The following is a 14,732-nucleotide window of genomic DNA, read 5'->3' as shown; positions in this document are numbered from 1 at the left end:
CTGGCTCAGGGATAGCTGGGCCGGCGCATGTGGAACAAGCTGTCCGGTCCGATCTCGAAATAATCGGCCGGGCCGCCGCCGCGCAAGATCGGCGCCGCGGCGGCCGTGTCGTACACGCCATCGGTCAACAGGTGGTGCGCGATGTGCACGCCCACCACTTCCCCCAGCACCAGCCAGCTGCCGACACCGTCGCCATTGACGCCTTGCAGCTCGATGATCTGCGTGCGCCGGCATTCGAAGGAGACGGGGCTTTCCTCCACGCGCGGCACGTTGACGATGCGCGAGGCGGCCGGCGTCAGGCCGGCCAGCGCGAATTCATCGACTTCGGGCGGCGCCGGCGCGCAGCTGATATTCATCGCCCCGGCCAGCGGACGCGTCGCCAGGTTCCACACGAATTCACCCGTCTGTTCGATATTGCGCAAGGTATCCTTGCGGCCGATGCTGGAAAAACCGATCAGCGGCGGATGGTAATTAAAGGCGTTGAAAAAGCTGTACGGCGCCAGATTGAGCACGCCCTCGCTGCTCTGCGAAGCGATCCAGCCGATGGGCCGCGGCCCCACGATGGCGTTGAACGGATCATGCGGCAGGCCATGGCCCTGTGCCGGTTCATAAAAGTGAATATTGTCGGCCACGCGCGTTCCTGAAGTCGAAGTCTTAGGCGCCCGGGATGGAACGCCTGGAGCAACAGCTTACTGGAATTGCCGCCACCGCGTTGTCAGCCCGCCGGTGCCGGGTGCGCTCGCGCACGCATCACGACAATTCTATGGCGCGCCGCACCATGCCTCGCTTATGATGGGACAACTCAACCCTTATCATTCCACTACCGCCCATGCATACCCTCACGCTGCACCAGAAAGTGTTCTTGCTCCTCCTGAGCATCGTCACCATCGGCTTCGGCTGGATACTGGCGCCGTATGCGGGCGCCATCTTCTGGGGCGTCATCCTGGCGATCCTGTTCGCCCCCGTGTACCGCTGGCTGCTGAGGAAAACCAAGGGCCGCGCCGGCCTGGCGTCGCTGCTGACCTTGCTGCTCATCATCGTCATCGTGATCCTGCCACTGTCGCTCATTTCCGTGTCGCTCGTAAACCAGGCGGCCAGCGTCGTGGAAATGGTGCGTTCGGGTGAAATCACGGTCACCATGTTCTTCAATAAGATCATGGCGGTGCTGCCGCAATGGCTGATCAACTTGCTCGACCGCTTCAACCTGACCAGCCTGGCCAGCCTGCAGGACAAGCTGGCCGAGGGCGCCACGCAAGTGAGCCAGGTGGTGGCCGTGAAAGCCATCAATGTGGGCCTGTACACCTTCGAATTTCTCACCAGCCTGTGCATCATGCTGTACCTGTTGTTTTTCCTCATGCGCGACGGCTCCGCCCTGTCGGCCCGCATCAAGGGTGCCGTGCCGCTGAGCCGCAAGTACAAGCAACGCCTGTTCACCAATTTCACCACGGTGATCCGCGCCACGGTGAAGGGCAATATACTCGTGGCGATCGCCCAGGGCGCCCTCGGCGGGCTGGCGTTCTGGTTCCTCGACGTGCCCGCGCCCCTGCTGTGGGCCGTGCTGATGGCCTTCCTGTCGCTGCTGCCGGCCGTCGGCGCCGCCCTCGTCTGGGCGCCCGTGGCCGTCTACTTCCTGGCCACGGGCGCCATCTGGCAAGGCGCAGGCCTGGCCGCCTTCGGCGTCTTCGTCATCGGCCTGGTCGACAACGTGCTGCGCCCCATCCTGGTCGGCAAGGATACCAAGATGCCCGACTACGTGGTGCTGCTGTCGACCGTGGGCGGCATGGCCCTGTTTGGCCTGAACGGCTTCGTCATCGGCCCCGTGGTGGCGGCCCTGTTCATCGCCTCGTGGGATCTGTTCGTCTCGGCCAGCGAATTCCAGGCCGAGGATTGAGGCGTGGCGGCCTGGGCAGGCGGGAAACAAATGCGCATCGACCTTGCAGGACAAGCGCATGATTTTTCTCTCGGCCAGCGTCCCCATGGCCGCTACATCGCCGCGATTATCGTGCTGCACCTGGCGCTGTTCTGGGTAGCCACGCGGCCTGTACACACAAGCGTCGAGCACGATGACCGGATCTGGCTGCAGCTGATGCCGCCACAGCGCCCAATGCAACGCTTCATTCCACCCGCCAAGCCCGATCCGGCGCCGGCACCGGCACGCGCGCCAGCCCATCCATCGAGCGCGGCAAGCGTGTCGCCGCCAAAGGCGGCGACGGCATCGCTGCAGGACCAGCCACAAGACGATGCCCTGCCGGCAGAACCGGCACCGGCCGCCCCGAAGACCGGCACCCTCACCCTGGCGCAACAGGCGCTGCTGGCAGCCGGCGCCATCGACCGCCAGCTGCGCGCCGAGCATCCGCAGGAGTTCGTGGCGCCGCCCGATACGCCGCAGACGCGCCTGGCAAAGGGATTTGCGCAAGCGCATGCGGCGGTCAAGCCGAAGTGGTTCGAAGCGGCCCGCATTGAGCTGTTCAGCGCGCCAAACGACCCGAAACGCATCTACCGCGTCATCACGGCGACCGGTGAATACTGCATCTATTTACCCGACAAAGGCAGCATGTCGCTGAACCTCAGCGCGCGGTCCGGCTACGCCGGTTTCGGCGAAGGGACGGCGGCGCCTTGTCCCATCCGGTTTTAACAGCGGGCGATGCAGCGCGCCTCCAATAAAACCTGCGGAACCCGGCGCTGCCGACGGCGCCACTTGCGCTTCCTGAAACAGGCGGGAACAGCCTGGCGGCAGAGTGTCCGCCGGCGCCGGCCAGCCTCGGCAACTATCCACATGAGACCGCATTTCGCAAATTTATCATGTTGCAACAGTATACATTTAACAACAGACGCGAAAATATAGTTTTTGACGCACCGGGCGCCGCGGCGTAGTGTCGGTCCTCCCGACAACCACGTAATGAGGAGCCTCCCATGGCAAATCCACTGTGCTTAATGATGCCGGTACTTCCCGGCACCAATCCGACCGCCATCGCCGCAACATTGGTGGAGTACCAGGCGAAGATCAATGCCGCCCTCACCGATATCGGTACCGTGCACTTTGCCCGTTTCACCCTGCTTGACCGCTCCCAGGCCAATCTGCTGCCCAACCTTCAATCGGTGGGCCCTTCCGATACCCTGATCATCGGCGTAATCACCGAATATGACGGCAGCTTCAACGACTACATCGAAGATTTCGTGGACCAGTTGGGCGAGGTATTCGACGCACTGCTGCAGTTTGTCGTGGGTGGCAAGGCGTTGATGCCCGTTGCGAAGCACGTGACCGCATTTGAAGCCTTCATCACGGCCAACGACGCCGCGCAGCACGTGCCCAATAATGGCCTGTATAGCGCTTATCCGCAGACCGTTCAGAAAATCCTCGCCTCGGTCTGAACCGAACACCACGCCGGGGCTGCGCAAGCGGCCCCACCACCCTGCCAGCCACCACCCCAGCCCCCGGAGACAGCATGGCCGATCCCACCATCGATTACGACGACGTGCAAGGCACGATCCTGCGCGGCTACCGCGTCAACCTGGCGCGCCATTTCATCTTCAGCATCACGGATGCGGCGCTGGCACGACGCACCATCGCGGCCCTGCTCGACGGCAGCGACGGCTTGCCGTCCATTACCACCGCGCGCCATATCCGCCCCAAGCCGCCCTGCTTCCTGAACCTCAGCTTTACCGCTCCCGGCCTGTCGGCGCTGGGCGTTGCCGCGACCGACCTGAGCACCTTTGACCAGGCATTTCAACGGGGCGCAGCCGACCCGGCCAGCGTCAAGGCCGTGGGCGACGTGGGCGACAGCGCCCCCGAACACTGGCTCGGCAACCTGGGGCCGGCCACCAAAGCGGGCCAGGTGCATGCGATACTGAGCCTATGGGTCAGCGAATCGACGGAAGTGCTGGAGGCAAGCTCGGCCAGACTCCGCCGCGCCTTTGCCGCCGGCTGGCGTGAACTGTATGCACACGACGGCGTGGCCCTGCCAGACAACCGCGTGCATTTCGGCTACCGCGACAGCATCGCCCAGCCGGACGTCGATGGCGCACCGCAGCGCAAGCACGAGCACGACCCTGACCCGCTCAACAGCGTCATGACGGGGGAATTCCTGCTCGGCTATCAGAATGAGAACGGCGGCACCTACGAGGTGCAACCGCCGCAACTGTCCACCAATGGCAGCTACGCCGCCTTCCGCATCCTGGAGCAGGACGTGCCCCTGTTTGACAGCATCCTGAGCCAGGGCGCGGCCAGTTCCGGGCTCAGCACCGAAATGGTGGCCGCCAAGATGTGCGGGCGCTGGCGCAATGGCAATCCGCTCGTGCTCAGGCCGGACGAGGCAGGCCCCGTGCTGCCGGACGCCAGCCTGAACCGCTTTCACTATGTCGATGAACAGCCGGAACAGGACGACACGCTGGGTCTGAAATGCCCGATCGGTTCGCATATCCGGCGCAACAATCCGCGCGACGAAGCCGTCGTGGGCGCCTCCGCCCGCCACCACCGCATCGTGCGGCGCGCCATGCCTTACGGCAGCGAATATGATCCGGCCGCCCCCATCGCAGAACAGCGCGGCCTGGTCGGCTATTTCATCAATGCCAGCCTGCGCAATCAGTTTGAATTCCTGATGAAGCAGTGGAACAATGAGGATATTTTCGTCAAATCGGCCGTCGGTCCGGCCGGTCCCGAGGCGGGCAATGCCACGCTCAACATCAGCGGCCAGGACGTGTTTCTGGGTGTCAACGACCCGGCCGTCAGTTCCTTCACCTTGCCCGGCGTGGGCCCCAAGGGCAGCGGCAACACGGAACTGCAGCATTTCTCGCGCAGCGTCATCACGCGTGGCGGCGTGTATTGCTTCTTCCCCAGCATCACGGGCTTGCGCTACCTGGCGAACCTCGGCTAGGCGGACGGGCCACGGAGACAAACGGGGACGTCCCGGACCGCTTGCATTGATCCTGTCATTGCACTATCGTTGCTGCACGCGCGTGTTGCCAACCCTTCGCAATGACAGGAGATCCCATCGTGTCGCTGATCCTCTACGGCCATCCCTTTTCCTCATACACGCAAAAGGTACTCATCGCCCTGTACGAGAATGCCATACCGTTCGCCTTCCGCTGCCTGGCGCCGGACGAACCCCAGCACCTTCAGGAATGGCTGGAGCGCTGGCCGCTGCGCAAGTTTCCCCTGCTGGTGGACGGCGAGCGCAATGTCGCCGAGACCAGCATCATCATCGAATACCTGCAACTGGCCCATCCGGGTCCGCTGCGCCTGCTGCCGGACGACCCGATGCAGGCGCTGGACGTGCGTTTTCTCGACCGCTATTTCGACCTGCATGTGATGACGCCCGTGCAGCATGCCGTTGGCGCCGCCCTGAGCGGCGACCCGGTGAAGACGCGCGAAGGCCGCGCATTTGCCGGCGACAAGCTGGACCTCGCCTATACCTGGCTGGAAGCCCGCCTGGCCGGCAGGTCCTGGGCCGCTGGCGACCACTTCACCTTGGCCGACTGCGCCGCCGCTCCTTCACTGTTCTATGCGGACTGGACGCAGCCGATTCCCGCCACACTACCCCTGCTGCGCGCCTACCGCGCGCGCCTGCTGGCCCGCCCATCGTTCGCCCGCGCGATGGAAGAAGCGCGCCCGTACCGCCACCTCTTCCCGCTGGGTGCACCGCAGCGCGACTGACCCTGTTCAGGCAAACACGGGGCGGAAAAAACTGCGCTCGTAGCTGACGATGCAGCGCGTCTCTTCGGCGTAGCGGAAGGCGGCCTGGCACTCGGCGTCCTGCATCGAGTCGCTGCGGTACTGCTCGTACAAGGCCAGGCTGGGGAACGAAAACATGGCCAGCGCCACGTTGCTGGCGCCTTCGGATGGTAAAAAGTAACCGTGGTGCTGGCCGCCGAAGCGTTCGACCAGCGGTATCCACAGCTTGCCGTAGGCTTCGAATTCCCGCAATTTATACGGATCGATGATGTAACGCAAATAACAGGTGATCATGCGGTTTCCTTGTGAAGGTTCAGATCCATCAGCATGCCGGACTCCCAGGAGCCGATGGCGGCCAATGGCGAGCCAGGCAAAAAGTCCAGCGCGCAGGGATAGATAAAATCTTCCTGCGCCAGGACGTTTAACCCAGGCCAGGCGTAGAACAGCAGCTTGCCCTTGCCGATGCGTCCCAGCGCGCTGCCGTCGGGCAGCCAGCGCAAGCCGTTACCCGTGCCGCCACCCGCCTCCACGGGCACCTTGGCCTGCCAGCGGCCGTCGGCCAGCGCATACATGGACAGATACTCCTCGCCACCGGCATGGTGCAGCACGGCCAGATACTTTCCATCCGGCGATGGCGCGCAGGACTTCAAGCCTGGCAGCGACAGCACCTTGCGCCCGCCGCCGTCTTGCAAGGGCCAGTCCCATACACGGCAGTAATCAGGCGGCTGCACCTGCCCTTCGTCCACCGATTTGACGCCATGATGGACCAGCAAACGCCGCCCGCCATCGATGGCGCAGACACCCCGCAGCATCTCGCCCGGATGCAGCTGCGTGAAAAGCACCTCGCCCGTTTGCGCGTCGCGCACCCGCAGACGGCCATCCCAGCCGCCGTCGGCCAGATACCGGCCGCATGGCGACCACACGGGACCGCAGCCTTCGCCATCCTTTTTGTTCTGGAAGTTCAGCAGCAACTGACCTGCGTGGGCATCCACCACGGCCATCTGCCCCGTCGTGCTCTTGATGGCCAGCCGGCCGCCATCGGGAGAAAAGGCCATGCCCGACATGTGCGCGATGAATTTGCCGCGCCACAGCTTGGTCCGCGCCGCCACGTTCCACAGAACCAGGTCGCGGCCCAGCACGGCCAGGCGCGTGCCATCCGGTGAAAAGCGCACGCCGTAGCTGCAGCCCAGCTTCAGGGGCTTCTGCGCTGCCGTCATGGGCGCGCCAGGCGGTAGACGACGCTATCGAGGTCGTAATGGCGCTCCATGCCGACGTATTGCATGCCCAGGCGCGTCATGACCTTGATCGAGGCGGCATTGTCCGGGTGGGCCACGGCCACCACTTCGGGCGCGCCGACGACGTCGAACGCATGCGCGACGATGGCGGCCGCCGCTTCGCTGGCATAGCCCTGACCCCAGCTGGTGCGCGCAAGGCGCCAGCCGATTTCCAGGGGATTGGCCTTGACGCCGGAGAGGTGCTGCAGGCACGCCATGCCCACCAGCTCACCATCGTCGAGGCGTATCATCGCCCACCACGAATAGCCCCACTCGGCCCAGCGGCCCATGGTGCGCGTGATGGCCGCGCGCGTGTCCTCTTCCGTCTCGGGCTGGCCCGCGTTCAGATACGTCATCACCTCGGGATCGGTGTTGAGCGTGCGCATGCGCTCGTAATGGCTCTCGTTGATCGGTTCCAGGCGCAGGCGCGCCGTCGTCAGTATGGTCATCGCATTTCCTTGGACGAAAAAAAAGACGATACACGATCGTCTTTTTTTTGCAAGCGCGCACGCAATTACTTGCCTGCTTCGCCCTTCTTGATCCACGCCGCCAACTGGTGCGGACGCAGGCCGTCGTAGTCTTCGAACGGCTGGTGGATCCACGGATTGTGCGGCAGTTCGTCGAGGAAGTAGTCGGGACGCACGACGGAGCAGCCCTTCAGCCAGATCACGGCCGATTTGACTTCGGTCACGTCAGGGAAGTTTTCCTTCAGGTGACGCGTGACCTTGTCCAGGGTGACGCCCGAATCGGCCAGGTCGTCGACCAGCAGGATGCGGCCGGCCAGCGGGCCCTTGGTCATGGTCATGTACTTGGCGATATCGAGGTCGCCGCGCACCGTGCCCGCGTCTTCGCGGTAGGAGCTGGTCGACAGGATAGCCAGTGGCAAATCAAAAATACGCGAGAAGACGTCGCCGGGACGCACGCCGCCGCGCGCCAGGCACAATACCTGGTCGAATTTCCAGCCCGATTCGTAGACCTTGAGCGCCAGGCGCTCGATCAGGCGGTGGTATTCTTCCCAGTTGACCCAGAGGTGTTGATCGTTCGATTGTGGGGTAGTCATGATAGTGGAATCTTATTATTAGCGTGATTAAAAAAATCCGCCTTGCGGCGGATTGTGTCCAGCAGCTTACTCGAATGGGTGACGCAGCACGATCGTTTCTTCACGATCCGGACCGGTCGAAACCATGTCCACCGGCACGCCGACCAGTTCTTCGATGCGCTTGATGTAAGCGCGCGCCGTTGCCGGCAGGGCCGCCAGCGATTTCGCGCCGACCGTGCTTTCCGTCCAGCCTGGCATCTCTTCGTACACCGGCACGCAACGGGCGGCTTCTTCAGCGCCCGATGGGAAGATGTCCGTAGCGACGCCGTCGATGGTGTAGCCGGTGCACAGTTTCAGCGTTTCGATACCGTCCAGCACGTCCAGCTTGGTCAGGCACATGCCCGTCACGCCGTTGATCTGCACGGAGCGGCGCAGCAAGGCGGCGTCGAACCAGCCGCAGCGGCGGGCACGGCCCGTCACGGTGCCGAATTCATGGCCGACTTGCGCCAGATGGTGGCCGACGCCCGCATCCGTTGGCAGTTCCGAAGGGAACGGGCCGGAACCGACGCGCGTCGTGTAGGCCTTGGTGATGCCCATGATGTAGTGCAGCATGCCAGGACCCACGCCGGAACCGGCGGCGGCATTGCCGGCCACGCAGTTCGACGAGGTGACGAACGGGTAGGTGCCGTGGTCGACGTCGAGCAGGGAACCCTGCGCGCCTTCGAACAGCAGGTTGGCGCCAGCCTTGTGCGCCTTGTACAGCGCGCTCGACACGTCGGTGACCATCGGACGCAGACGCGGCACATAGGCCAGCGCGTCGTCGAGGGTCTTCTGATAGTCGACTTTCGGCGCCTTCAGGTAGTTTTCCAGCACGAAGTTGTGGTAATCGAGGTTTTCGGCCAGCTTTTCAGCGAAGCGCTTCTCGTTCAGCAGGTCGGCGATACGGATCGCGCGGCGCGCCACTTTGTCTTCGTAGGCCGGGCCGATGCCCTTGCCTGTGGTGCCGATCTTCGCATCGCCACGCTTGGCTTCACGCGCCAGGTCGATCGCGGTGTGGTAAGGCAGGATCACGGGCGCCGCGTCCGACACTTTCAGGCGCGAGGCGACTTCGACGCCGACCGCTTCGAGCTTGTCGATTTCACGCAGCACGTCCGGCACGGAAACGACCACGCCGTTGCCGATGTAGCAGGCGACGCCTGGACGCATGATGCCCGACGGGATCAGCTGCAGCGCGGTTTTGACGCCGCCGATGACCAGCGTGTGGCCTGCATTGTGGCCGCCCTGGAAACGCACCACACCCTGGGCGTGATCGGTCAACCAATCGACGATCTTGCCTTTACCTTCATCGCCCCATTGGGTGCCGATGACAACAACGTTCTTTGCCATAATTTTCTTTGACATCACTCAACCTAAGTTTTTAAGAATCCAGCTACTACCATTATCGGCAAGTACCAGCACGCGATCGCACTCGAACTCGTCTTGTTCATTACTGTGACCCGGCATACTCTGGATCACGACCTCGCCCGCCTTGCGCAACTCGGCGATTTTTTCCTTCAATTCTGGCGCGCTGCCCCACGGCGCGCGGATCGAATGCTTCCGTTCCGCGGTCGGCAACAGGCGCGCCAGTTCGCGCAAATCGAGCGAGAAGCCGGTCGCGGGACGTGCCCGGCCGAACGCTTCGCCGACGTGGTCATAACGGCCGCCGCGCGCAACCGCGTTCGGCAAGCCAGGTACATACAGCGCAAACATCGCGCCACTTTCATATTGGTAGCCGCGCAGGTCGGCCAGGTCGATCGCCACTTCGGCGCGGCCGAGGGCAGATCCTGCCAGCGCGGCCAGTTCGGCCAGCGCCTTGAGCACGCCCGGCAACGGCGGCAGCACTTCGCGCGCACGCGCCAGCACATCAATGTCGCCGTACAGGTTCGGCAAGGCCAGCAGCGCATCGCGCGTCACGGCATCGTAGGATGCGGTCAGGGCGCGCAGGCCCGGCGCATCTTTCGCGCGCAGCAAGGTGTACAGCGCAGCTTCGTCGCGCACGGCGGCGGCGTCTTGCGCAATGATAGCGCGCAACAGGCCAACGTGCGACAAATCCAGGCGGACGCTATCGAAACCTGCCAGTGCCAGCGAAGCGAGCGCCAGTTCCTGGATCTCGGCATCCGCTTCCAGGCCGGCGTGGCCATAGATCTCGGCGCCGATCTGAAGCGGTTCGCGGGTGGCGTGCAGGCCCGACGGACGGGTATGCAGCACGCTGCCGGCGTAGCACAGGCGGGTGACGGTGGCACGGTTGAGCAGGTGCGCGTCGATGCGCGCCACTTGCGTCGTCATGTCGGCGCGCAGGCCGAGCATGCGGCCCGACAGCTGGTCGACCAGTTTGAACGTACGCAGGTCGGTATCCTTGCCAGCGCCAGTCATCAGCGATTCCAGATACTCGAGCAGCGGCGGCATCACCAGTTCATATCCGTACAGACGGAAATTATCCAGCATGAGGCGGCGCAGCTCTTCGATCTTGCGCGCTTCCGACGGCAGAACATCGGCAATATTTTCGGGCAAAAGCCAATTCGGCATGAGGGAGCGAGATACGGAAGAAAGTTGAAAAAATGCATCATGCGAGGCAGCGGCGGGCGCGCCAGGCAAGAGGCCGAACCTGATATTTTACGCGAAAACACGGGCCTTTAGGGATAAGTTCTCCGAAACGCTGCCGCACAGCCCTAAAAACACCGCATTTTACGCCTTCCCGCAACAGCATGACGGGCACAAAAAAACGGGGCCGGCATCGATGCCGGCCCCGCTGTTGCCGCCCCCCGTCCTTGCGGCCGGGGGCAGTCTCGATGCTGCCTTACTTCTTGGACGGAGCGGCCGTGCCGTTACCCTTGAAGTACTTGAAGAATTCCGAACTCGGATCGACCACCATCACGTCGCCCTTGTCCTTGAACGTGGCGCGATAGGCTTCCAGGCTACGGTAGAACTTGTAGAACTCCGGATTCTTGCCAAACGCTTCCGCATAGACCTGCGATGCCTTGGCATCGCCCTCGCCGCGGATCTTCTCGGCTTCGCGATACGCTTCGGCCAGGATCACCGTGCGCTGCTTGTCGGCGTCGGCGCGGATTTTCTCGGAGTCGGCCGAACCGGTCGAACGCAGCTCATTGGCCACGCGCACGCGCTCGGACTTCATGCGCTCGTACACGGAGTTGTTGATCTGCTCGACGTAGTCGACACGCTTCAGGCGCACGTCGACGATTTCCACGCCGATGGCCTTGGCTTCCGCCGAGACCTTGGCCAGGATCGCTTCCATCACCTTGCCGCGCTGGCCCGAGATCACTTCGCGCACGGTGCGCTTGGTGATTTCATCGTTCAGCGCCGCCTTGACGATTTGCGACATGCGGTTGCGGGCCGGCTTTTCATCGCCGCCAAAGCTGCGGAAATACAGGCGTGGATCGGCGATGCGCCATTTCACATAGGCGTCGACGAGGATGTTCTTCTTCTCGGCCGTGATGAAGCGTTCCGGCTCCGGCGTATCCAGGGTCAGGATGCGCTTGTCCAGATACAGCACGTTCTGGAACGGCGGCGGCAGCTTGAAATACAGGCCTGGCGTGCTGATGACTTCCTTGACTTCACCGAGGGCGAAGACGACCGCATACTTACGCTGGTCGACCACGAACACGGTCGAGGACAAGAGCATGATCGCGATAAAGCCCGCGATCAGGGCGGCTACGATACGGTTCATTAGCGGCTCTCCCGTTCACGCGAAGAGCGGCTGTCGCGGCGCTGATTGACTTCTACTGTCGGCATGGCTTCCTGTGGCAAAACGGTGTTGGCTGCGGGTGTCGCGGCAGCACGGGCGGCGGCAGCGGCAGCATCGGTGGCAGCCGTCTGGGCGATCAGCTTGTCGAGCGGCAGGTACAGCAGATTGCTGCCCGTCTTCGCGTCGACCATGACCTTGCTGGCACTGCTGAACACCTGCTGCATCGTTTCCAGATACATGCGGTCGCGCGTGACGACCGGCGCCTTCTGGTACTCGACCAGCACCTGCTTGAAGCGCGAAGCATTACCGGCAGCGTTCTCGGTCACCATCGCACTGTAGGCTTGCGCCTCTTCCATCAGGCGGAAAGCGGCACCGCGGGCTTTCGGAATGACGTCATTGGCGTAAGCCTGGCCTTCATTCTTCTGGCGTTCGCGGTCCTGGCCTGCCTTGACGGCATCGTCGAAGGCGGCTTGCACCTGCTCCGGCGGCTGCACGGCCTGCATCGTCACGTTGGTGATGGCGGCACCGACCTTGTAGCGATCGAGGATCTGCTGCATCAGCTGCTGCGTATCGTACGCGACCTTTTCACGACCTTCGTACAGCACGAAGTCCATCTTGCTGCGGCCGACCACTTCGCGGATCGCCGTTTCGGCGACCTGGCGCAGGGTGTCTTCCTGGTCACGCGTGTTGAACAGCCACGCCACGGGGTCTTTCAGCGTGTATTGCACCGCGAACTGGATGTCGATGATGTTTTCATCATCCGTCAGCATCAGCGATTCGCTGGCCTGCTTGTTGCGCAGCGACTGGCGGTAACCTACTTCCACCGTGCGCACCTGCGACACGTTGACCGTTTCGTCGGTCTGGAACGGATACGGCCAGCGCCAGTTGAAACCGGCCGGCGTGGTGTGGCTGTACTTGCCGAACGTGAGCACGACGCCGCTCTGGCCCTCTTGCACGATGAACGCACCGCTGGCGAGCCAGATGAAGACGGCGATCACGCCGACCACGCCGGCGGTGATGCCGGCGCCCTTCATGTCGGGACGCGGGCCACCGCCACCGCCGTTGTTATTGCCGCCGTTGTCGGGACGGTTCTTCTGTCCGAAAAAGGCGTTCAGGCGCTGATTGAAATCGCGCCACAACTGATCGAGGTCCGGCGGACCTTCGCCGGGCTTTTTGCCTTCTTGGGCTTTCTTGCCGTCGTCCTTGCGATTGCCCCAGCGGGGGTCGTTCAGGGACAACTTCAAGCCTGTTTTTTTGAGTAGGGAGACAAGCATAACTATCGTGTTCCGACTTGGGAGTGGGTGGAAATCCTATCGTCCTCGCCAGGCTCTTCGTCCTGGTCCGGGGCGGCGCCATCGTGCTGGTCGTACTGACCGTCAAACTGATCTTCCTGCGGTGCTTCGTCGTTCTGGTACAGGTGGGCCGAACCGGGCGCCTTCCTGGCCATCTCGACGATCGCATCGCGCAGCAGGTCGAGCCCGCTGCCCTTCTGCGCACTGACGAACACGCGACTGATCGTAGCATATTCGTCGCGCTCCACCGAAGGCTCCAGCCCGGCCGCATCGATCTTGTTCCACACGAGGATTTGGGGAATATGATCGGCGCCGATCTCTTTCAAGACCAGGTTGACCTGCTCGATCTGCTCCATGCGCACCGGCGACGCGGCGTCGACGACATGCAGCAGCAAATCGGCATGGATGGTTTCTTCGAGCGTGGCGCGGAAGGCCGCCACCAGCTGGTGCGGCAATTCGCGCACGAAGCCGACCGTGTCGGAGATCACCACATTGCCCACTTCCTGGCCCAGGTAAACCCGGCGCGAGGTGGTGTCGAGGGTGGCGAACAACTGGTCGGCGACATACACGCCGGCCTTGGTCACGGCATTGAACAGGGTCGACTTGCCGGCATTGGTATAGCCGACCAGGGACACGGAAAATGTGTGATTGCGGCCGCGCGCGCGGCGCTGCGTTTCGCGCTGCTTGTGCAGCTTTTCCAGGCGGGCGCGCAAGGCCTTGACGCGGTCGCCAATCAGCCGGCGGTCGGTCTCGAGCTGCGTCTCGCCGGGACCGCGCAAGCCGATACCGCCCTTTTGCCGCTCAAGGTGGGTCCAGCCGCGGATCAGGCGCGTGGCCAGATGCTGCAGCTGGGCCAGCTCGACTTGCAGCTTGCCCTCGTGGCTCTTGGCGCGCTGCGCGAAGATGTCGAGGATCAGGCTGGTACGGTCGAGCACGCGCACATTCAGGCGCTTTTCCAGATTGCGCTGCTGAGCCGGCGAAAGGGCATGGTTGAAGATGACGATTTCCAGGCCATCGTTGACGACGACGTCGCCAATTTCATCGGCCTTGCCGCTGCCGACGAAATACGCGGAATCGGGACTGGAACGCTTGGCCGTGATGGTGGAAATCGGGTCGGCGCCAGCCGAACGCGACAACAGCATGAGTTCCTCCATGCTGGCGGCAAAGTCGCTGTGACCGAAGTCAACCCCGACTAGTGCCGCGCGCATGATGGCAACTGATGAGTTGTGGCGGACGCCGACGCCGATGCAAACGCATCAGCGCCGCTGGCGCGGACGGGGGCGATGGAGGGTGAAAGGCGCTGGGCCGTCAAGCTCAACGCTTTACTCCGCTTCAGATTCAATATTGAGATTGACGGCACGGGCCGGCACCACTGTCGAGATGGCATGCTTGTACACCATCTGTGTCACCGTATTGCGCAGCAATACGACATATTGATCGAACGATTCGATATGGCCCTGCAATTTAATGCCATTGACCAGGTAGATCGAGACAGGAACATGCTCTTTGCGTAATGCATTGAGGAATGGGTCTTGTAACAGTTGCCCTTTGTTGCTCATAACAGCTCCGTTGTTTATGTTGTTGTGTAAGAATTGGAGGCGACTCGCTTGATTTCAAGTGCTCTCACACCTTTCAAAGAAAGAAAGATGCGTCATAGCTACTGTAACCTGTTTTCGCGATCGCTGTCGCGCATGGCGCATTAACACTTTATTAT

The 14,732-nt window shown here is 62.8% G+C and carries 16 protein-coding genes; 5 read left to right on the top strand and 11 right to left on the bottom strand.

Annotated elements, in window-relative coordinates; genetic code table 11:
- Positions 1–5: 5 nt before the first annotated feature.
- Positions 6–632, bottom strand: a complete 627-nt coding sequence (locus SJI03_RS18885; RefSeq protein WP_099378219.1) for a flavin reductase family protein — start codon at positions 630–632, stop codon at positions 6–8.
- A 197-nt stretch (positions 633–829) separates the two neighbouring features.
- On the opposite strand from SJI03_RS18885, the gene SJI03_RS18880 reads away from it, so the two are divergent.
- From SJI03_RS18880 to SJI03_RS18860, 5 genes are all read left to right on the top strand, one after another.
- On the top strand, positions 830–1,891 hold the full coding sequence (locus tag SJI03_RS18880) for an AI-2E family transporter (protein ID WP_322428201.1): 1,062 nt from the start codon (positions 830–832) through the stop codon (positions 1,889–1,891).
- 30 nt (positions 1,892–1,921) lie between these two features.
- On the top strand, positions 1,922–2,635 hold the full coding sequence (locus SJI03_RS18875; protein WP_322428200.1) for a hypothetical protein: 714 nt from the start codon (positions 1,922–1,924) through the stop codon (positions 2,633–2,635).
- 278 nt (positions 2,636–2,913) lie between these two features.
- On the top strand, positions 2,914–3,372 hold the full coding sequence (locus SJI03_RS18870) for a hypothetical protein (RefSeq protein ID WP_158301205.1): 459 nt from the start codon (positions 2,914–2,916) through the stop codon (positions 3,370–3,372).
- A 74-nt stretch (positions 3,373–3,446) separates the two neighbouring features.
- A complete protein-coding gene (locus SJI03_RS18865; RefSeq protein ID WP_322428199.1) occupies positions 3,447–4,874 on the top strand; it encodes a hypothetical protein in 1,428 nt (475 codons plus the stop codon).
- Positions 4,875–4,993: 119 nt separating this feature from the next.
- Positions 4,994–5,653 (top strand): glutathione S-transferase family protein, encoded by a 660-nt coding sequence (locus tag SJI03_RS18860; RefSeq protein WP_322428198.1) that lies wholly within the window; start codon positions 4,994–4,996, stop codon positions 5,651–5,653.
- A 6-nt stretch (positions 5,654–5,659) separates the two neighbouring features.
- On the opposite strand, the gene SJI03_RS18855 is transcribed toward SJI03_RS18860, so the two are convergent.
- From SJI03_RS18855 to hfq, 10 genes are all read right to left on the bottom strand, one after another.
- Entirely contained in the window at positions 5,660–5,965 is a 306-nt protein-coding gene (locus SJI03_RS18855) for an NIPSNAP family protein (RefSeq protein ID WP_034752016.1), read from the bottom strand.
- The gene (locus SJI03_RS18850; protein WP_322428197.1) at positions 5,962–6,888 is read right to left on the bottom strand and encodes a WD40 repeat domain-containing protein; all 927 of its coding nucleotides are present in this window, start codon (positions 6,886–6,888) and stop codon (positions 5,962–5,964) included. The genes SJI03_RS18855 and SJI03_RS18850 overlap by 4 nt, the downstream gene beginning before the upstream one ends.
- Positions 6,885–7,394 (bottom strand): GNAT family N-acetyltransferase, encoded by a 510-nt coding sequence (locus SJI03_RS18845; RefSeq protein ID WP_099378212.1) that lies wholly within the window; start codon positions 7,392–7,394, stop codon positions 6,885–6,887. Before SJI03_RS18845 ends, SJI03_RS18850 begins: the two co-directional genes overlap by 4 nt.
- Positions 7,395–7,459: 65 nt before the next feature.
- The gene (locus tag SJI03_RS18840) at positions 7,460–8,005 is read right to left on the bottom strand and encodes a phosphoribosyltransferase (protein WP_034752020.1); all 546 of its coding nucleotides are present in this window, start codon (positions 8,003–8,005) and stop codon (positions 7,460–7,462) included.
- A 66-nt stretch (positions 8,006–8,071) separates the two neighbouring features.
- A complete protein-coding gene (locus SJI03_RS18835; RefSeq protein WP_034752021.1) occupies positions 8,072–9,385 on the bottom strand; it encodes an adenylosuccinate synthase in 1,314 nt (437 codons plus the stop codon).
- Between the two features lie 3 nt (positions 9,386–9,388).
- Complete coding sequence (locus SJI03_RS18830) at positions 9,389–10,549, bottom strand: ATP phosphoribosyltransferase regulatory subunit (RefSeq protein ID WP_035820702.1); 1,161 nt, start codon at positions 10,547–10,549, stop codon at positions 9,389–9,391.
- Between the two features lie 271 nt (positions 10,550–10,820).
- Positions 10,821–11,708, bottom strand: coding sequence for a protease modulator HflC (gene hflC / locus SJI03_RS18825; protein WP_099378211.1), 888 nt, complete (start codon positions 11,706–11,708; stop codon positions 10,821–10,823).
- On the bottom strand, positions 11,708–13,000 hold the full coding sequence (gene hflK / locus SJI03_RS18820) for an FtsH protease activity modulator HflK (protein ID WP_322428196.1): 1,293 nt from the start codon (positions 12,998–13,000) through the stop codon (positions 11,708–11,710). The genes hflC and hflK overlap by 1 nt, the downstream gene beginning before the upstream one ends.
- A gap of 2 nt (positions 13,001–13,002) precedes the next feature.
- On the bottom strand, positions 13,003–14,226 hold the full coding sequence (gene hflX, locus SJI03_RS18815) for a GTPase HflX (protein WP_034752026.1): 1,224 nt from the start codon (positions 14,224–14,226) through the stop codon (positions 13,003–13,005).
- A 114-nt stretch (positions 14,227–14,340) separates the two neighbouring features.
- Entirely contained in the window at positions 14,341–14,577 is a 237-nt protein-coding gene (hfq, locus tag SJI03_RS18810) for an RNA chaperone Hfq (RefSeq protein ID WP_008450615.1), read from the bottom strand.
- Positions 14,578–14,732: the final 155 nt, after the last annotated feature.

Origin of the sequence: Janthinobacterium sp. GMG1 (assembly GCF_034427795.1) — a bacterium.
Taxonomy (GTDB): Bacteria; Pseudomonadota; Gammaproteobacteria; order Burkholderiales; family Burkholderiaceae_D; genus Janthinobacterium.
This window is presented reverse-complemented; position numbering and strand designations above follow the sequence as displayed.